The organism is Streptomyces sp. P13-3-3 (genome assembly GCF_050571355.1).
GTDB classification, from domain to species: Bacteria; Actinomycetota; Actinomycetes; order Streptomycetales; family Streptomycetaceae; genus Streptomyces; species Streptomyces althioticus.
This window is the reverse complement of record NZ_CP192228.1, coordinates 2921986-2940311: the sequence shown is the minus strand read 5'-3', so window position 1 is coordinate 2940311 and position 18326 is coordinate 2921986. Positions and strand designations below refer to the sequence as shown.

The window sequence follows — 18326 nt, the reverse complement described above, 5'->3', positions numbered from 1 at the left end:
CACACGGGAGTACGAGGCCGCCGCTCAGGGCTGGAACAGCACCTTGACCGCGCCGTCGCGCTTCTTCTGGAACATGTCGTAGGCCTCGGGGGCCTCGGCCAGGGACACGCGGTGGGTGGCGAAGTCGTCGACGCCCAGCGGGTCCTCGTCGGTGAGGTACGGGATGATCTCGTCGCTCCAGCGGCGCACGTTGGCCTGGCCCATGCGCATCTGCACCTGCTTGTCGAACAGGGTCAGCATGGGCATCGGGTCGGCCATGCCGCCGTAGACGCCGGAGAGCGAGATGGTGCCGCCGCGGCGGACCAGCTCGATGGCGGTGTAGAGGGCGGCGAGCCGGTCCACGCTGAAGCGTTCGGCCATCGGGCCGCTGATCTTGCGGGGCAGCAGCGCCGAGGCGTTCTGCACCATGCGGGCGGTGGCGCTGCCGTGCGCCTCGGTGCCGACGGCGTCGATCACGGCGTCGGGGCCGCGGCCGTCGGTCTGGTCGCGGATCGCCTCGACGAGTTCCTTCTCGTCGTCGAAGGAGCGCAGGTCGAAGGTCTCGACACCGCGTTCCTTGGCCCGACGCAGCCGCTCGGGGACCAGATCCACGCCGAACACCCGTCCGGCGCCCTGGACCTGGGCGACCCGGCAGGCCATGTCGCCGATGGGGCCGAGGCCGAGCACCGCGACGCTGCCGCCCTTGGGCACCTCGGCGTAGGCGACGGCCTGCCAGGCGGTGGGCAGCACGTCGGAGAGGTAGACGAAGCGGTCGTCCGCCGGGCCCTCCGGCACCTTGATGGGGCCGAACTGGGCCTGCGGCACCCGCAGGTACTCCGCCTGGGCGCCGGGCACCGCGCCGTACAGCCGGGTGTAGCCGAAGAGGGGCGCGCCCATGCCCTCGGCGGTGACCTGGGTGGTCTCGCACTGGGTGGGCAGCCCGGTCAGGCACATCCAGCAGTTGCCGCAGGCGATCTGGAAGGGCACGACGACCCGGTCGCCGACCTGGAGGTCGGGGACGGCCGCTCCCACCTCCTCCACGATGCCCATCGGTTCGTGGCCGAGGATGTCGCCGGGTGTCATGAACGGGGTGAGCACCTCGTACAGGTGCAGGTCGGATCCGCACAGCCCGCTGGAGGTGACGCGGATGATCGCGTCCGTGGGCTCCTCGATCTTGGGATCGGGGACGGTCTCGACCCGTACGTCCCGCTTCCCCTGCCAGGTCAGTGCCTTCATCGCCGCCTGCTCCCTCCGTGCCGGCCGGTGTGTCGCGCCGTACGGGTCCGTGCGCCGCCCGTGCGGTTGCGTCCGGGTACCCGAGGCGCCGGACGCCGAACCGCCGATCGCTGGGCCGATCGGCGGACTCCACCGCGCGGAATCCCGGCTGCTCGGGCAGCGGCGTAGACGATCGGAAAAGCGCACAATCGAATCAACGGATGACTGAGGACGGCCGGTGGCGACGGTGGGCACGGAACGAGGGGCGCGGCGACGGCGCGGCGGAAGGCGGGCCGGAGTGCTGCTGGCCGCCCTGCTGGCGGCAGGACTGGCGGCGGGATGCACGTCGGGCGACGGGGACGACGGACGCGGAGCACGGGAGTCGCCCACCGCCACGCGGGACGGGGCGGCGCCTCCCGCCCTCGCCGTGAAGATCGACAACGCGCCCGCCGCCCGGCCCCAGGCAGGCCTCGACGCGGCCGACGTGGTCTACGTCGAGCAGGTGGAAGGCGGGCTGAGCCGGCTGATGGCGGTGTACGCCACCCGGCTGCCCGAGTCGGTGGGGCCGGTGCGCAGCGCCCGCGAGTCCGACCTGGAACTGCTGCGCCAGTTCGACAAGCCCCTGCTGGCCTTCTCCGGCGCCCAGAGCAAGCTGCTGCCGCTGATCGACGAGGCGCCGCTCACCCCGGTGGACCCCGCGTCCGAGGCCGACGCCTTCGACCGGGACCCCGGCCGGGCGGCCCCGCACAACCTGTTCCTGCGCCCGGACCGGGTGCTGGACGATCCGCCCGGCGAGGCCGCGCTGACCACCGGCTTCCACGAGGGTCCCGCGCCCTCCGGCGGGACGCCCGAGGAGGAGGTGACCGTGCGCTTCCCGGCGGCCCGCTTCACCTTCACCTGGTCGGACGCCGACGGGCGCTGGCAGGTGTCGATGGACGGCTCCCCCGCGACCACCCGGGACGGCGACCGGCTGACGGCGGGCACGGTGGTCGTGCAGGACGTGACCGTACGCCGGTCCGGCTTCCGCGACTTCCTGGGCAACAACACGCCGTACACCGAGACGGTGGGGTCGGGGAAGGCGACGGTGCTGCGCGACGGGCGCGCCCACCCGGCGTCCTGGAGCCGCCCGGCCGCCGAGGACGGCACGTCCCTCACCACGCCGGACGGCGACCCGGTGAACGTCGCGCCGGGACCGGTGTGGGTGCTGCTGACGTCGGGGCGCTGAGCGTCCGCGTCACCGCGCGGCGGCCGGCCGGTCCGGGTCGCGGAGCGTCTCGGCGGCGTCGGCCACCCGCCGGATCAGGTCGATGAACACCTCCCGCTCGGCGGGGTCGAGCGGGGCGAGGAGCACCTGGTTCATGCGCGCGGTGCGCACGGTCAGCCTGCGGTGGACGCGGGTGCCCTCGTCGGTGACGCGCAGCAGGGACCGCCGCCCGTCGCCGGGGTCGCGCACCTTGTCGAGCAGGCCGCGGCGCAGGAGCCGGCCGACGACCTCGGCGATCGTGGAGCGGTCCAGCCCGACCCGCTCCCCCACGGTGCGCTGATCGAGGCCCGGTTCGGCGACGAGCGTGTTGAGGACGGCGTACTGCGGCGAGGTCGTCTCCTCGGAGACCATCGTGGTCCACAGCAGATGGTGCGCCTGCTGGAGCCGGCGCGCCAGGTGCCCGGGGTGGGTGGTGAGGTCCACGGCGGCCATGCGCGCTCCCGGAGATGGTCCGTGTGCTGAGGGTCGATCGCTGGCCGAAGACTACTGGACACAGTGCTTTCCCGGCCCAATACTCAGTGCACTGACGAGTTCAGCGCTCGATGGGGAGGGGTTGTCGTGGCCGACGCGCTCACGCAGGCCGACATCGACCGGGAGATCGCTGCGGAGCGCGCGGCGTACCGGGAGCGGGTCGAAGGGGGCGCGCCCGTCGAGCACCATCCGCGCCGTGACTACGCGGCCTACCGGTCCTCAACGCTGCGGCACCCGAAGCGCCCTCCGGTCGCGATCGACGTGTCGCGGGACCCTGAGCTGGTGGAGCTGTCCTCCCCCGCCTTCGGGGAGCGGGACGTCACCGAGACCGACAGCGACCTGACCCGGCAGCACACCGGAGAGCCGATCGGTGAGCGCATCACCGTCTCCGGGCGGCTGCTGGACCGCGACGGGCGTCCGGTGCGCGGTCAGCTCGTGGAGATGTGGCAGGCCAACGCGGCGGGGCGGTACGCCCATCGACGCGAGCAGCACGACGCGCCGCTCGACCCGAACTTCACCGGGGTGGGCCGCACCCTCACCGACGCCGACGGCCACTACCGGTTCACCACGATCCGCCCGGGCCCCTACCCGTGGCGCAACCACGTCAACGCCTGGCGACCGGCGCACATCCACTTCTCCGTCTTCGGCTCCGCCTTCACCCAGCGGCTGGTGACGCAGATGTACTTCCCGAACGACCCGCTGTTCCCCTACGACCCGATCCTGCAGTCGGTCACCGACGACGCGGCGCGGCAGCGGCTGGTCGCCGTCTACGACCACGGCCTGTCCGTGCCGGAGTTCTCCCTCGGTTACCGCTGGGACATCGTGCTCGACGGGCCGGGGGCCACCTGGACCGAGGAAGGGCACCGACCGTCATGACACAGCACGCGAGCGGCGGCACGGGACATCTGCCGCCCACCCCTTCGCACACCGTCGGCCCCTTCTACGGATACGCGCTGCCCTTCCCCGGCGGCGAGGACGTCGCCCCGCTCGGCCACCGGGACACGGTCACCGTACACGGGTACGTGTACGACGGCGCGGGCGACCCGGTGCCGGACGCGCTGCTGGAGGTGTGGGGGCCGGATCCGCACGGGGAGATGCCGCGCGTCGACGGCTCGATGCGGCGCGACCCGGCGAGCGGAGGGTACGCGGGCCGCAACGGCGTGGAGTTCACCGGCTTCGGGCGCGTCCAGACCGACGCGGACGGCCACTGGTACGTCCGCACCCTGCGCCCCGGGGCACGCGGGCGGAGCGCGCCCTACCTGAGCGTGTGCGTCTTCGCGCGCGGTCTGCTCACCCACCTGTACACGCGCATCTACCTGCCGGGCGACGAGCCTGCGCCGGACGGGGACCCGCTGCTGACGCGGCTGGAACGGGAGCGGCGCGACACGCTGGTCGCGGGCGAGGAGGGCGCCGGCACGTACCGTTTCGACATCCGCCTCCAAGGCGAGGGTGAGACCGTCTTCCTGGAGTTCCCGTGACAGCAGCCGCAGCCGACACCGGACTGCTCTCCCCGGGCCGGGCCGCCTCCCCGGCCGCCGAGGAGGCCGGGGACGCCGCGTATCTGCGGGCCCTGCTCGACGCGGAGGCGGCACTGACCCGGGCCCAGGCCGCGCTGGGGCTCGCCCCGGAAGCGGCCGCCTCGGCGGTGACGGAGGCCGCCGACCCGCGCCGCTTCGACCTCGCCTCGCTCGCCGAGCGCGCCCGGGAGAGCGGCAACCCGGTCGTCCCGCTGGTCGCGGACCTGACCCGGGCGGTGGGTGAGGAGCACGGCCCGTACGTGCACCGGGGGGCGACCAGCCAGGACATCATGGACACGGGGACGATGCTGGTCGCCCGCCGCGTGCTCGCGGTGGTCCTCCCCGATCTGGAGCGCTGCGCGCGGGCGCTGGGCGGACTGGCCGCCGAGCACCGTGACACGCCGATGGCCGGCCGCACGCTCACGCAGCACGCCGTGCCGACGACGTTCGGGCTGAAGGCCGCCGGGTGGCGGTCGCTGGTGCTGGACGCCCGCGACCGGGCGACGGCGGTGCGGGACGCGCTGCCCGCCCAACTCGGCGGCGCGGCCGGAACCCTGGCCGCGTTCACCGCGTACGGCGCCGAGGACGCGACGGTGCTGCCCACCGCCTACGCCCGTGAACTCGGCCTGCGCGCGCCCGCCTTGCCGTGGCACACGCTGCGCACGCCGGTCGCCGACCTCGCCGGGTGCCTGGCGTTCACCGCCGGTGCGCTGGGCAAGGTCGCGGCGGACGTCCTCACCCTGTCCCGCACCGAGATCGCGGAGGTGTCCGAGGGCAGCGGCGGCGGCTCCTCGGCCATGCCGCACAAGGCCAACCCGGTGCGCGCCACGCTGACCGCGGCGGCGGCCCGGCGCGCCCCGCAGCTCGCGGCCACGCTGTACGGCGCGCTGGCCGCCGAGGACGAGCGGCCCGCGGGGGCCTGGCACGCCGAGTGGGAGCCGCTGAGGGACCTGCTGCGTCTCGTCGGCGGGGCCGCCCGGGACGCCGCCGAACTCGCCGAGGGACTGAGGGTGCGCCCGGACGCCATGCGCCGCAACCTGGACCTCACGGGCGGCCTCGTGCTGTCGGAGTGGCTGACCGCGTCGCTCACTCCGGTGCTGGGCCGGGCGCGGGCGAAGGAGCTGCTCACGGAGACCGCCCGGCGCGCCCGCGCCGAAGGCCGCCCTCTGGTCGAACCCCTGGCCGACGAGCCGGAGATGCGGGACGTGGATCTCGACGCGCTGGCCGATCCCGTACGCTGCGCCGGGTCCGCCGGTGTCCTCACCGACCGTGCACTGGAGCGACGTTGACCGACACCGTGCTCGACCACCGCGTCGAGGGCCCCGACTCGGCGCCTCCGCTGTTCCTCGGGCCCTCCCTCGGCACCTCCTACGCGCTGTGGGACGCGGTGGCGCCGGAGCTCGCCGTCGCCCACCGCACCGTGCGCTGGAACCTGCCCGGGCACGGCGGGGCGGACCCCGGACCCGTCGGCCCCGGCGCGACCGTGGGCGACCTGGCGGACCTGGTGCTGGCGCTCGCCGACGCGCTGGGCGTCGAGCGGTTCGCCTACGCGGGTGTCTCGCTCGGCGGGGCGGTGGGGCTGCATCTCGCGGTGCACCATCCGCACCGGCTGTCGTCCCTGGCCGTGATCTGCTCCTCCGCCCGCTTCGGCGACCCGGAGCGATGGCGGGAGCGGGCGGCCACGGTACGAAGCGAGGGGCTCGCGGACCTGGCCGCGAACGCCGACGCCCGCTGGTTCACCCCCGGATTCACCGTGCCACGCCTGGTGCGGGACCACCGGGACGCCGATCCGGGCGCGTACGCGGCCTGCTGCGACGCGCTCGCCGCGTTCGACCTGCGCGGCCGGCTGGCGGAGATCCCCGTGCCGACGCTCGCCGTGGCCGGCCGGGACGACCCGGCGACGCCGCCCGCGCATCTGCGGGAGATCGCGGACGCGGTGCCGGGCGCGTCCCTCGTGGAGATCCCCGGCGCCTCGCACCTGGCGGTCGCACAGCGCCCGGAGGCCGTCCTCACGGCGCTGCGGGCGCACCTGGGAGGGCACGCCGGCCGGGGGACGGCCGTACGCCGCGAGGTGCTGGGCGACGCGCACGTGGACCGGGCGCAGACGCGGCAGACGCCGTTCACCGCCCGCTTCCAGGACTTCATCTCCCGCTACGCCTGGGGCGAGATCTGGACCGACCCGACCCTCACCCGCCGCGAGCGCAGCCTGGTCACGCTCACCGCGCTGGTGGCGCGCGGCCACCACGACGAACTGGCGCTGCACGTGCGGGCGGCCCGGCGCAACGGGCTCACCCCGGAGGAGATCGGCGCGATGCTGCTGCAGACGGCCGTCTACTGCGGGGTCCCTGCGGCCAACGCGGCCTTCGCCGTCGCGCAGCGGGTGCTCGACGAGGAGGACGAGCGCTAGCTGTTCTGTCCGGGGAGGTTGTGAACGGTGAGACAGGTCTCGGCCGAGGGATCTTGAACGGGTGAGGGCCTTCCGGTTCGGTGTGGATTGCGACGTCTACACCAACCAGAAAGGCCCTCGTGCCCCACCGTAATGCACCCCTGACCGAGACCGGACGGCTGCGCCTGGCCCGTTGCGTGGTCGAGGACGGCTGGCCCCTGCGCCGGGCCGCCGAACGCTTCCAGGTCTCGCCCACCACCGCCCAGCGGTGGGCCGACCGCTACCGCCGCCTGGGGGAAGCCGGCATGGCCGACCGCTCCAGCCGCCCACGCACGAGCCCGGGCCGCACTCCCACCCGTACCGAGCGGCGGATCATCAAGGTCCGTCTGCTGCGCCGGTGGGGACCGGCCCGCATCGCGCACTTCCTGCACCTGGTGCCCTCGACCGTGCACCGCGTGCTCACCCGCTACCGCCTGGCCCGCCTGTCTCATCTCGACCGGACCACCGGCCGCGTGGTGCGCCGCTACGAACGCGCCAGGCCCGGCGAACTCGTCCACGTCGACATCAAGAAACTGGGCAACATCCCCGACGGCGGCGGACACAAGGTCCATGGCAGGGCTCAGGGCAGCCGCAACAGCTCCGCGCACCGCGACCCCGCCCGGCCCCGCGCCGTCCACGGCCGTCCCAACCTCGGCTACAGCTACCTGCACACCGCCGTCGACGACCACTCCCGCCTCGCCTACAGCGAGATCCACGCGGACGAGAAGAAGGAGACCGCCACCGCCTTCTGGCAGCGGGCCCACACCTTCTTCACCCAGGCCGGGATCTCCGTCGAACGGGTACTGACCGACAACGGCTCCTGCTACCGCTCACGCGACTGGCGCGATGCCCTGGCAGCGACCGGGATCGCCCACAAGCGAACCCGGCCCTACCGGCCCCAGACGAACGGCAAGGTCGAACGCTTCAACCGCACCCTGCTGGACGAGTGGGCCTACGCACGCCCCTACCGGTCAGAAGCCGAGCGCCGCCAAGCGTTCCCGCAATGGCTGCACACCTACAATCACCACCGCGGACACACCGCGCTGAAAGGGCAACCACCCGCCAGCCGCGTCCCCAACCTCACAGGGCAATACAGCTAGCCGTGGCCGGCCCGCGCCCACGTGCCCGGCTCCGGATGCACCCTTGATCCGGTGGGCGCAGAGTGGACGCGTGAGTGGAAGGCCTACCGATCCGAGCGGGAGCACCCCGCGTGCCGGTCACGCCGCCTCCCAGCCGCTGGCGCTCGCGGCGATGATGTGCGCGGTGGCGATGACGTTCATCGACCAGACGATCGTGTCGATCGCCGCCCCCGACATCGTGTCGGAACTCGGCCTGTCCGCCTCGGGCATGCAGTGGGTGATCAACGCCTATCTGCTGTCCCTGGCCGCCTTCTTCGCCCTCGGCGGCCGCCTCGCCGACCTCTGGGGTCCGCGCCGGGTCGTCATGGCGGGCACCCTCGTCTTCGTCGTCTCCTCGGTGCTGTGCGGCTGCGTCCCCGACGACGGCTACGCGCTGCCCTGGCTCGTCGTCTTCCGCGCCACCCAGGGTCTGGGCGCGGCGCTGCTCTTCCCCGCCGCGCTCGCCGTGGTCGTCGCGGTGTTCCCCGTGGAGCGGAGGGGCCGCGCCCTCGCCCTGTTCTTCGGCCTCACCGGCGCCCTGACGGCCCTGGGGCCGCTGCTCGGCGGCTGGTTGACGGCCTGGACCTGGCGCGCGGTCTTCTGGGTGAACGTCCCCGTCGCGGTCGTCGCGCTGGTCCTCACCGTGCTCGCCCGCATCTCCGACCGGCGGCGCGAGGAGCCGCTGGACGTCACGGGCGCCCTGCTGATCGTCACCGGCATGGGTCTGAGCGTCCTCGGTTTCCAGCAGGCGTCGGCGTGGGGCTGGGACAGCGCGTGGACCTGGCTGTGCGTCGCGGGCGGCCTCGCCGTGCTCGCGGTGTTCTGCCGCTACGAGCCGCGGCAACGGCACCCTCTGGTCGACCTGGCCGTCTTCCGCAGCCGTGCCTTCACCGTGGACACGCTGGTGCTCTTCTTCGCCATGCTGGCGTTCGTCCCCGTCTTCTTCTTCGCCTCGGTCTACGCCCAGGTCTCTTTGAGCGCCTCCCCCAACCAGGCCGCGCTGTACCTGCTGTACTTCTTCGCCGGGTTCGCGCTCGCCTCCCAGTGGGGCGGCCGCATCCTCGACAAGCGGGGGCCCCGGCCGGCCCTGCGGCTCGGCTGCGTCGTCGGCGCCGTCGGCTTCGCCCTCTGGGCGGGCAAGCTCACCGATCTCTCCCTGCACGACCAGTGGCCCTACGCCGCGCTGGCGGGCGCGGGCATCGGGTTCATCCTGGCTCCGGCCTCGACGGACGCCGTGAACCGCGCGATCGACGCCTCGTACGGGGAGGTCACGGGGATCACCCAGACGGTCCGCAACTACGCGGCCAGCGTGGGCCTGGCGGTGTTCGGCACGGTTCTGACGCACACGATGACCGACCGGGTCACGGAGACCCTCCGCGGCAGCGGCGTCCCGCCGGACGCGCGGGCGTCCGTCGCCCGCGACATCACCGAGGCGGTCACCGGACACGCGGACGACCGCATCCCCACGGGCGACGGCGCGCCGGCGACGGCGATGCGGGAGGCGATGCCCGCGATCCGCATGGACTTCGCCGAGGCCAACCAGTGGGTCTTCTACGGCATGGCGATCGCCCTCGGCATCGGCTGGTTCTGCGCCCTGCGGCACCCGGGAGGCCGGGCGGCCGAGGCGACACCGGAAGACGGCCGGCGGCCGCGACACGCGCCCGCTGGGTGACGGGCCCGGCGGTCAACGGCGTCCGACTCCCGTGGCCAGTTCGGCGCGGGCGCGTTCCACCAGGCCGTCCGCGCCGCACGAGCGGGCCAGCGCCTCTCCCCGTTCCAGGTCGGGCACGGAGCGGGCGAGGACGCCGTACTCGATGCGGGCGGCGGCGTGCTCGTACTGGCAGGGCGAGGACTCCAGGTAGGCGACCGCCTGGCCGGCGAGACGGACCGCGCGCTGCCCGGTGTCCAGGGCGGCCGCCACCCGGAGCGCCTCTCCTATCGCCGTGTCGGTGCCGAGGCGTTCGGCGCGGCGGCGGACGTCGACGGCGAGCCGGGCCGCCCGGGCGGGGTCCTCCGTGGCGAGGGCGCGGGCCAGGTCGGCGGCGGCGAAGACGTGCACCGGGTTGAGGTGTCCGCGCGCGGCGGCGGCCTTCTCCGCCGCCTCCAGTGCGTTGACGCCCTCCTTGGTGCGGCCCACGGCGAGCAGCAGCCGGCCGCGCACGGAGCGCGGGTCGGGCAGCACGACGGTCGACGGGTAGGGCGGAGCGAACCCGTGCCGTTCGGCCATGGCCCACGCCTCGTCGACGTGGCCGCGAGCCAGGAGCGTGTCGACGAGGTTGCAGGTGGCCGTCCAGTACAGCGGCAGTCCGCGGCCGACTCGTTCGGCGAGGCGCAGCGACTCGCGCAGGGAGTTCTCCGCCGCCTCCAGCCTGCCGCGCCTGCGGTGCGCGAGGCCGACGTAGGCGTGGGCGAGGACGAGGTGGCCGCCGCCCCAGCCCGCCGTGTCGTACGCCTGGAGCGCCTCGCTGTAGAGGGCCTCGGCGCGGTCGAGGCGGTCGGTGTAGGCGTAGGAACTGGCCAGCATCAGCAACAGTTCGACGCCCCACTCGTTGTCGGTCCAGCCGAGGCCGGGTGCGAGGCGGCCGTTGACCAGGGCGCGGTCGCAGATCTCGGCGATCTCCTCGGCGTTCTCGCCGCGCATCATGGCGTCGAAGCCGCGCAGGATGAGCAGCGCGCGCTCGGCGTTGTCGCGGCCGGTGCAGGTGGCGGCGAGCTCGGCCAGGCGTTCGGAGCGGCCGGGGGTGAGGGACTCGCCGGCGTGCACGCCCTCCCACATGAACTGCACGGCCTGGAGCCGCATCCGGGTCGGCCCCGGCGGCATCCGGGCGGCCTCCGCCTCGACCGTGCGGACGGCCTCCTCCATCTGGTCGTTGTGCAGCAGGGCCTGGGAGAGGCGGATCACGGCGTCGACCCGCCGGTCGCCGTCCAGGCCGGGCATGCCGAGGGCGGTGCGCAGATGGCCGATGGTGCGGGCGGGCGCGGTGAGGAAGGTGGCGCTGCCCAGTTCGTGGAGGACGTGTGCGTGCACCTCGGGGCGGGGCGGTTCCTCCAGGGCGCGTTCCAGGCAGCGGCGGGCGGCGTCCGGTGCGCCGACGGCGAGGTGTTCGCGGGCGGCCTCGCGCAGCTGCCAGACGAGTTCCTCGTCGTCGTCAGGGTGGACCTCGAGGAGGTGGCGGGCGGCCACGGCGGCCCCGCGCCCGGAGTCGGTGACGATACGGGCCGCGATGCCGTGCATGGCGCGGCGCAGGGCGTCCGGGATGGAGTTGTAGACGGCGGTCGCGATCAGCGGGTGCACGAACTCCAGCTCGGCGGGTCCGGCGGACGCCGGGTCGCGCACCGTCAGGATGCGGGCCGCGCGCAGGCGTTCGGCGCAGCGGGCCGCCTCGTCGGGGCCGAGCGTGGCGAGCTGGGCGACCAGGTCGACGGTGATGCCGTCGCCGAGGATGGCGGCCGCCCAGGCGAACCGGGTGGCGTCTATGCCGAGTTCCTCCAGGCGGGCGACGAGGCCGCCGCCGCGGGCGGAGCGGTTCAGCTCGCGCAGTTCGCCGGCGTGGGCCTCGACCGGGTCCAGCTCGGTGTCCTGCACCTTGGCGAGGAGCTCGACCGTCTCGTACGGGTTGCCTCCGGTGACGGCCCACACCTCGCGGCAGAACGCGGCGTCCGCGTTCTCCCCGAGCGTGGCCCGGGTCAGTCCGGTCGCCGCCTCGGGGGTGAGGGCGCTGAGGTTGGTGACGGGGCGTCCGGCCGCGTCCGCGACGGCGTCCAGGTGACGGGCGCTCACCCCGGTGATCTCGCCGGGGCGGCGGGCGACGACGACCAGCACCGACAGGTCGGCGAGGCGTTCGGCGAACACGGCGAGCCAGTACAGGGTCTCCTGGTCGGCCCAGTGGGCGTCGTCGATGAGCAGCACCAGCGGCCAGTCGCGGCGGGCCAGCCGGCGGACGGCGGCGACCAGGCCCTCGCACACACCCTGCGGGTCGGCCTGCCCGTCGCCCGGGTCGGCTATGCCGAGGGCGGGGCCGGCGATGCCGTACCAGTCGCCCAGGTACTCGCGGGCCTCCTCCGGCAGCATGGACACCAGGGCGGGCTGGAGGAGTTGCCGCACCACGTTGAACGGCACGGTGCGCAGGGTCTCGCCGCCGCGCGCGGACCAGACGGTGCAGCCACGCCGTTCCGCGATGCGGCGGGTCTCGGCGAGCAGGGCGGTCTTGCCGAGTCCCGCCTCGCCGCGCAGCACCAGCAGGGTGCCGGGCGAGTGGCGGTCGGCGCACAGGACGTCGACGGCCTCCGCGATGGCGGCGAGTTCCTCGTCGCGCTCCCACAGGGCGGCCGAGGGTGCCGCCGGGGGCCGTGCCTCCGTCATCCCGCTACCTCCCCGAGTCGCCCGAATGACGTACCGGACCCGAGCGTAGTCCTCCGCCCGGCCGAGCGGAGCCCGGTCGCGGCACGTGTTGCCGTGACGAGTGACACCGGGTACCGCGAGTCGACGCGGCCCGCCCCTCACCAGGGACCTGTCGGTCAACACCTGGCCCTTTCCGACCCGTTGACGGGGCACGGGCCGTGCCGGTAAAGGGCCTCTCCGCGCCGTCCGCGGACTCTCTCATCCGCCTTTCACCGACGCCTCATACGGTGGGGGCATGACGCAGGTGACTCCCGCCGGGTGGTACCCCGACCCCGGACAGAAGCAAGACGGCCCGCCGACGGAACGGTGGTGGGACGGCACGGCCTGGACGGCGCGCATCCGGAGGACGGACACGGCCGCTTCGGCACAGCCGGACTCGGGTACTGCCGCGGGGCGGACGGAAACGGTTCCTGGGCGGCGCCCTGAGGGTGACGCCCCTGCGGAGGACGCCCTTGCGGGGCGGGCTGGTGCGGAGGGAAAGACCTCGGGGCCGGGGGATGCGGGGCAGTCCTTCCCCGGGCAGGCGGGCACCGGGCGCGCCGGTGCCGCGGGGGCATCTGACGCAGGTCGCACCGCCGCAGGACAGGCCCGTGCGGACGACGCCCCTGCCGGGCAGACCGGCGCGGAAGGAACTGCCTCAGCGCCGGGCGACGCGGGGCAGCCCCTCGCGGGGCGGGACGCTGCGGGGCGGACCGGTACGGAGCGAGCCGCGGCCGGACAGGGCGACCCGAGCCCGGCCGGCACTGGCACTGCTGCCAAGCACGAGGCCGAAGACCGGGCGGTCGGAGCCGAGAAGGCTGCCCCGGGGCTGACCGTCCCTGGGCAGGCGGGCGCCGGGCGCGCCGACGCCGGCCAGGCGGACGAGGGCTCCCGCGCCTCGGTGCAGGCGACCGAAGGTGAGGCCGCTGCCGGTCAGGCGGATGCGGCGCCGGCAGCCGAGAGCCCGGCCGGTGCCGAAGGGCCCGACGCGGCGCGAGTGACCGACAGCCAGACTGCTGCGGAACCGGCGACGGTCAGTCAGGGCGACGCGACGCAGGCGGCCGGGCAACAGGCCGATGCCGGTCGGGCGGCCGACGAACAGCTCCACGCCGGGCCGGCGACCGCGAGTCAGGGAGGCGCCGGTCAAATCGCCCCGACGCAGGCGGCCGGGGAACAGGCCGATGCCGGTCGGGCGGCCGAGGGGCAGCTCGGTGCCGGGCCCGCGGACGCGCGTCAGGGTGCCCCGGTGCAGGCGGCCGGTGGGTGGGCCGGTGGGGGGCAGGCCGCTCCCGGGATGGTTCCCGCGTACGGGCCCGGCGTGGGGCAAGGCGGGGGCTGGGGGCCCGTGGAGACCGTCGGCGGGGGGCACCCTGGTCACCCCGGTTACCCCGTCCATCCCGCCACGCCCCCGCCCTCACGCGGCCGTCGGCTGCGGATCGGGATAGCCGTCGCCGTGGCCGCCGCCGTGCTGGCGAGCATCGGTGTGGGGGTGTACGCCCTGACCGACGACGGCGGGGGGCCGCGTACCGCAACCTCCCAGCAGCCCGGCGCGCCGGAGGACAACGCTCCCGATCGCGAGGGCGACGGCGACAGCGGCGACGGCGGTGACGACCCCCGCCGTGTCGAGAGCGGCGCCGTGACCGACCCGCTGAGCGGGATCAGTCTGCCCGTGCCCGACGGGTGGTACGGCGAGGAGTTGCAGGTCGGCGCCGCGCTCACGTCGAAGACGTCGTACGACTGCCCCGGCGACACCTCGAAGACCTGCGTCAAGGGCGGCGCGTACTCGGCCCCGGCCGTGGTGCTCGGCACGCGCGGTGACACCGCCGAGGAGGTCGCGAAGGCGGACATCGCGGCGAACGCCGAGGAGAGCTACGGAGGCGAGGCGTACGGGCGGATCACCTCGCACGACGTGCTGGCGTCGAAGGCGGTGACCGTGGCCGGGCAGAAGGGGTACCTGGTCCGCTGGAAGGCGGTGACGCAGGAGGGGTCGGACGGCTTCGTGCAGTCCCTCGCGTTCCCGTCCCCGTCCCGCCCGGACCAGATCGTGGTCGTCCGGTTCGGCGTGGACACCGACCAGCAGGAGAAGATCCTCGACGAGATCACGGAGGGCATCGAGGTGGCCGAGGGCGGCCGCGGCAACGGGCAGGACGTCTGACGGGCCGCCCGCGCCCGACGTAGTACGGCCGGGTGGGGCACCTCTCCGCTCAAGAGGTGCCCCACCCGGCCGGGTGGTGCGCCGCCCCCGTCCCCACGGTGCGGCGCGGTCGGGCCTCCGTCCGGTCGTCCCCATGACCGGCGGGGCCCGGGTCTCACGTCAGTCCGAGCGCCGGCAGCACCGCCGCCTCGACGAAGCGGAGCACGTAGTCCGGGTCCGCGTTGCGCCCCTCGAGCACGGGCCTGACCCGCAGCACCCCGAAGATCTGCGCCGGGATGTACTCCAGCGCCGGGTTGTCCGCGGACACCTCCCCGCGCTCCACGCCCCGCCGCAGGATCTCGTTCAGCGCGGCGATCTCCGGGTCGATCAGCGCCTCCCGCAAAGCCTCCGCCAGTTCCCGGTCCTGGAGGACCGCGTGCCCGAGCGCCTGGAACAGCGTCGCGTCCTTCGGTGACCACTCCCCCGCGCAGCGCGCGGCCTCCCGCAGGTCCCCCGCGAGGGTGCCGGTGTCGATGAGCGCGAACCTTGCCCGCGCGCTCGACCGGAGGGCGGCGGCGACGAACTGCGGCTTGGTCCGCCACTGCCGGTAGAGGGTGGACTTGCTGCACCGCGTGCTGGCGGCGACACCCTCCATGGTGACGGCGTCGTACCCGCACGTCCGGATCTGCTCCAGGACGGCGTCGAAGAACTCCCGCTCCCGCTCAGGCGTGATCTTCGAGCGGCGCGAGGCACCGGCCGGTCCCGGTCGGTCCGCGTCCTGCGACGTCATCGGTTCGGCTCCCTCTCCCTCGGCGGAGTGTGTCGTACGCAATCGGTACTCGAGTGTACCGGTACGCGAGCGTATCGGTACACTGACGTATCGGTACGGCTCCGTATCGGTACGTTCGCGTATCGATCATGGTCCGCACCGATGAGCTGGACCCGGTCCCCGAGTCAGCAGCTCCGCCCGCATCACGACACGCACCACCGTCAGCGAAGGGACCGGGGGCATGCACGCGCGCGAGGAGTCCGAGGAACCCGGACCCGTACCACCGGGACCCCGCACCCACGACCGGCCGCCGCTGCTGCGCGAACTGCTGCTGGTGGCGGGCCTGTTCCTCGTCTACAAGCTGGGCCGGCAGCTCGCGGCCGGCCACACGGCCGAGGCGTACCGCAACGGTCATGAGGTCTGGAACCTGGAGCGGGCGCTGCACCTCCCCGGGGAGAGCGCGGTGCAGTCCTCGCTGCTGCACGGCGACACGCTCGTCCAGCTCGCCAACACCTACTACGCGGCCGTCCACTTCCCCGCCACCGCGGCCTTCCTGGTCTGGCTGTACCTGCGCCGCCCCGGCCACTACGTGTGGGCCCGGCGCGCGCTGGCGGCGGTCACCGCGGCCGCGCTGGTGCTTCATCTGACGTACCCGCTGGCCCCGCCCCGGCTGCTCCCGACGACGGGACTGGTGGACACGGCGCGGCTGTACGGGCCGTCGGTGTACGGGCCGCCCGACGCCGACCAGTTGTCGAACCAGTTCGCGGCGATGCCGTCGCTGCACTTCGGCTGGGCGCTGATGGTGGCGATCGGCCTGATCGCCGTGACCCGGACGGCATGGCGGTGGCTGTGGCTGCTGCATCCGCTGGTGACCCTGCTGGTGATCGTCGGTACGGCGAACCACTTCTGGCTGGACGCGTTCGCGGCGGCGGCCCTGCTCGGTCTCGCGCTCGCGGTGGTGCGCCGACCGCGTCAGGCCCCCGCGTCGACACGGGTCCCCCGTCCCCGGCGTCCGGGCGCACTCGTGGGAGCGGGCCGATGAGCGCCCTGCTGACGGCGGTCCTGCTCTCCCTGGTCTCGGCCGTCGCGTACGCCTTCGCCGCCGTGACACAGGCGCGGCTGGCCACCCGCGGCTCCGGCGCCGGGGCGCTGCGGCTGCTGGGCAGCGGCGCCTGGTGGGGCGCGGTCGCCCTGAACGCGGCGGCCGCGCTGCTGCACGTCGTGGCGCTGAAGTACGGTCCGCTGACGGTGGTCCAGCCGCTGGGCGCGCTCACCCTGGTGGCCGCGGTGCCGCTGGGGGCGCGGATGGCGGGGCGGCCGGTGAGCGCGGTGGAGTGGCGGGGCACGGCTCTGACCCTGGCCGGTCTGGCGGCGCTCCTCGCCACGGCGTCCGGACCGGCGCCGGACGACGTGCTGAGTGTGCCGGAGGCGCTGGCCGTCGCGGGCGGCACGGCGTCGCTGATCGGCCTGCTGTCCTGGCCCGGCAGCCGTCCCGGTCTGCGTCACGCGACGGCGTCGGGCATCGCGTCGGGAGTCGCGTCCGCGCTGACCCAGACGGTGACGGTCGCGGTGACGGACCGCACCGGCCCCCTGCTCGACGTGCGCGTGATCGGGGTGGCGCTGCTGGTCGCCGCCTTCTCCGCCGGCGGCCTCCTCCTGGCGCAGACCGCGTACCGGGGCGGCCTCGGGGCCCCCTTGGCGATGGTCACGCTCGCCAACCCGCTGGCGGCGGCGGTGATCGGCCTGGGTCTGCTCGGCGAACACCTCCGGGGCGGCGCGCCCGGCGTGGTGTTCGGTCTGTCGGGCGCCGGCCTCGCGGCATGGGGGGTGGCCCTGCTGTCACGGGCCGCCGAAGGGACGTCCACCGGTCCGGCGGAGGCTCCGGGCGAGCCGGACAGGTCCCCGGCAGCGGTGGACGCACTGGTTCCGGCGAGCACGGGCACGTCCGGCTTCGCGCGGTGGACGCCCTCGTCGGTCGCGGAACCGTACGCGCCGGGCCCGGTCGCCCTCCCCTCCGCTCGCGCCCAGGACGGCCCGGGACCCCACCCCACCCGGAGACCGCCGGGGCGGCCGCGGAGGCGGCACCGGTGTCCCGGACGCAGGGCCGGGGAGCGCCGGGCCGCCTGAACCTCGCGCGTCGTCCGGCGTCAGACCGAGCGGCGGGTCGGTTCCGGCGCTCTCCGGTCGACGTACGCCTGCCAGTCCATGATCGGCACCGCCGCGCCCGCCGCCTCCGTGCCCCGGCAGTGGGCGTGGTGCCGGCGGGCGATGCCGTCCAGGTCGAGGTGCGCGCCGAAGGCGGGGTGCGCGGTGAGGCGCCGGGCGTAGGCCCACAGCCGCGGGTGTTCGGTGATGCGGTGCACCGCCGAGGCGTCCAGGTGGTGGCGGTGCACGGTGTCCAGCTGTACCAGCGTGACCCACAACCGCACGTCGGCGAGGGTGAGTTCGTCGCCCAGGACGTACTCCTGGGAGGCGAGCCGGAGTTCCAGCACGTCCAGGGCGCGGAGCAGTGCGGCGAGGGCGGTGTCGCGTTCCGCGCGGTCGCCGCCGTGCAGCCCGGCCCGCTGGGCGGTCGCGTTGACGCCCTGCTCGCAGAGCCGCTCGACGGCGGCGTGCGCCTCGTCGGCGTCGGGCGGGAGCAGACAGGACCCGTGTCCGCCGAACCGCCGGGCCAGGTCACGGACGATGTCCGGGGCGTGGGTGCTGACGACGGTCCCGGTCCAGTTGTCGTGCAGGACCGGCGCGAGGGCGGGGCCCGGATGGAGGTGCGCGCTCGCCTCGTACAGCGGGCGCAGGGCCCGGTGTCCGCCGTCAGGGGCGTCGGGCACGGCGGGCAGCAACGTCACGGGGAGGACGTCCCCGAGGCCGAGGAGGCTGTGGGTGACCGCGATCTGCAGACAGTGCGGGCAGGTGAGCGACAGGTGGAGGCGGTAGCGGTGGGGTGCGGCGTAGTACCCGCTGCGCGGGTCGTCGCCGATCCTGCCCCGGAACGGCGGCACGGCGACGGTCGGGGATGAGGCGGACATGCGTCTCCCAGGGTGCTCGGTGACGGG

General features: G+C 74.6%; 16 protein-coding genes and 1 pseudogene. 11 read left to right on the top strand and 6 right to left on the bottom strand.

From position 1 onward, the window contains the following. Positions 1 to 24: 24 nt before the first annotated feature. A complete protein-coding gene (locus ACQZOG_RS13385) occupies positions 25 to 1215 on the bottom strand; it encodes a zinc-dependent alcohol dehydrogenase (protein WP_033277592.1) in 1191 nt (396 codons plus the stop codon). A 217-nt stretch (positions 1216 to 1432) separates the two neighbouring features. Between ACQZOG_RS13385 and ACQZOG_RS13380 the strand changes: the two genes are divergently transcribed. Further along, on the top strand, positions 1433 to 2419 hold the full coding sequence (locus tag ACQZOG_RS13380) for a DUF3048 domain-containing protein (protein ID WP_033277591.1): 987 nt from the start codon (positions 1433 to 1435) through the stop codon (positions 2417 to 2419). A gap of 9 nt (positions 2420 to 2428) precedes the next feature. On the opposite strand, the gene ACQZOG_RS13375 is transcribed toward ACQZOG_RS13380, so the two are convergent. After that, positions 2429 to 2890, bottom strand: a complete 462-nt coding sequence (locus tag ACQZOG_RS13375; protein ID WP_037642820.1) for a MarR family winged helix-turn-helix transcriptional regulator — start codon at positions 2888 to 2890, stop codon at positions 2429 to 2431. Between the two features lie 126 nt (positions 2891 to 3016). On the opposite strand from ACQZOG_RS13375, the gene pcaH reads away from it, so the two are divergent. The 6 genes from pcaH (at position 3017) to ACQZOG_RS13345 (ending at position 9661) form a co-directional block, all read left to right on the top strand. Next, positions 3017 to 3805: a protocatechuate 3,4-dioxygenase subunit beta gene (pcaH, locus tag ACQZOG_RS13370; protein WP_354793293.1), complete on the top strand. Its 789-nt coding sequence runs from the start codon at positions 3017 to 3019 to the stop codon at positions 3803 to 3805. After that, entirely contained in the window at positions 3802 to 4407 is a 606-nt protein-coding gene (gene pcaG / locus ACQZOG_RS13365; RefSeq protein WP_359596997.1) for a protocatechuate 3,4-dioxygenase subunit alpha, read from the top strand. The genes pcaH and pcaG overlap by 4 nt, the downstream gene beginning before the upstream one ends. Next, positions 4404 to 5735 (top strand): 3-carboxy-cis,cis-muconate cycloisomerase, encoded by a 1332-nt coding sequence (pcaB, locus tag ACQZOG_RS13360; RefSeq protein WP_430741516.1) that lies wholly within the window; start codon positions 4404 to 4406, stop codon positions 5733 to 5735. The genes pcaG and pcaB overlap by 4 nt, the downstream gene beginning before the upstream one ends. Next, positions 5732 to 6853, top strand: coding sequence for a 3-oxoadipate enol-lactonase (gene pcaD, locus ACQZOG_RS13355; RefSeq protein WP_430741515.1), 1122 nt, complete (start codon positions 5732 to 5734; stop codon positions 6851 to 6853). The genes pcaB and pcaD overlap by 4 nt, the downstream gene beginning before the upstream one ends. Before the next feature lie 119 nt (positions 6854 to 6972). Continuing rightward, positions 6973 to 7971 carry an IS481 family transposase gene (locus ACQZOG_RS13350; RefSeq protein WP_037638204.1) on the top strand — a complete coding sequence of 333 codons (999 nt, stop codon included), beginning with the start codon at positions 6973 to 6975 and terminating at the stop codon, positions 7969 to 7971. A gap of 151 nt (positions 7972 to 8122) precedes the next feature. After that, positions 8123 to 9661 carry an MFS transporter gene (locus ACQZOG_RS13345; RefSeq protein ID WP_430741874.1) on the top strand — a complete coding sequence of 513 codons (1539 nt, stop codon included), beginning with the start codon at positions 8123 to 8125 and terminating at the stop codon, positions 9659 to 9661. Positions 9662 to 9673: 12 nt separating this feature from the next. Here the strand turns inward: ACQZOG_RS13345 and ACQZOG_RS13340 are convergent, their stop codons facing one another. After that, the gene (locus ACQZOG_RS13340) at positions 9674 to 12352 is read right to left on the bottom strand and encodes an ATP-binding protein (protein WP_430741514.1); all 2679 of its coding nucleotides are present in this window, start codon (positions 12350 to 12352) and stop codon (positions 9674 to 9676) included. A gap of 274 nt (positions 12353 to 12626) precedes the next feature. Between ACQZOG_RS13340 and ACQZOG_RS13335 the strand changes: the two are divergent. Beyond that, positions 12627 to 12743, top strand: a pseudogene (locus ACQZOG_RS13335) (DUF2510 domain-containing protein); the annotation flags it as partial. 285 nt (positions 12744 to 13028) lie between these two features. Here ACQZOG_RS13335 and ACQZOG_RS13330 read toward each other — a convergent pair. Next, positions 13029 to 13478, bottom strand: a complete 450-nt coding sequence (locus ACQZOG_RS13330; protein ID WP_380829201.1) for a hypothetical protein — start codon at positions 13476 to 13478, stop codon at positions 13029 to 13031. A gap of 345 nt (positions 13479 to 13823) precedes the next feature. Between ACQZOG_RS13330 and ACQZOG_RS13325 the strand changes: the two genes are divergently transcribed. After that, complete coding sequence (locus ACQZOG_RS13325; RefSeq protein WP_033278143.1) at positions 13824 to 14525, top strand: hypothetical protein; 702 nt, start codon at positions 13824 to 13826, stop codon at positions 14523 to 14525. A 154-nt stretch (positions 14526 to 14679) separates the two neighbouring features. Here ACQZOG_RS13325 and ACQZOG_RS13320 read toward each other — a convergent pair whose 3' ends face one another. Further along, positions 14680 to 15294, bottom strand: coding sequence for a TetR/AcrR family transcriptional regulator (locus tag ACQZOG_RS13320; protein WP_058917397.1), 615 nt, complete (start codon positions 15292 to 15294; stop codon positions 14680 to 14682). A gap of 220 nt (positions 15295 to 15514) precedes the next feature. On the opposite strand from ACQZOG_RS13320, the gene ACQZOG_RS13315 reads away from it, so the two are divergent. Together ACQZOG_RS13315 and ACQZOG_RS13310 are read left to right on the top strand one after the other, a co-directional pair. After that, positions 15515 to 16315, top strand: a complete 801-nt coding sequence (locus ACQZOG_RS13315) for a phosphatase PAP2 family protein (protein WP_399572005.1) — start codon at positions 15515 to 15517, stop codon at positions 16313 to 16315. After that, positions 16312 to 17400 carry a hypothetical protein gene (locus ACQZOG_RS13310; RefSeq protein WP_193456787.1) on the top strand — a complete coding sequence of 363 codons (1089 nt, stop codon included), beginning with the start codon at positions 16312 to 16314 and terminating at the stop codon, positions 17398 to 17400. The genes ACQZOG_RS13315 and ACQZOG_RS13310 overlap by 4 nt, the downstream gene beginning before the upstream one ends. 20 nt (positions 17401 to 17420) lie before the next feature. Here ACQZOG_RS13310 and ACQZOG_RS13305 read toward each other — a convergent pair whose 3' ends face one another. Next, the gene (locus ACQZOG_RS13305) at positions 17421 to 18299 is read right to left on the bottom strand and encodes a glutathione S-transferase C-terminal domain-containing protein (protein ID WP_399572001.1); all 879 of its coding nucleotides are present in this window, start codon (positions 18297 to 18299) and stop codon (positions 17421 to 17423) included. Positions 18300 to 18326: the final 27 nt, after the last annotated feature.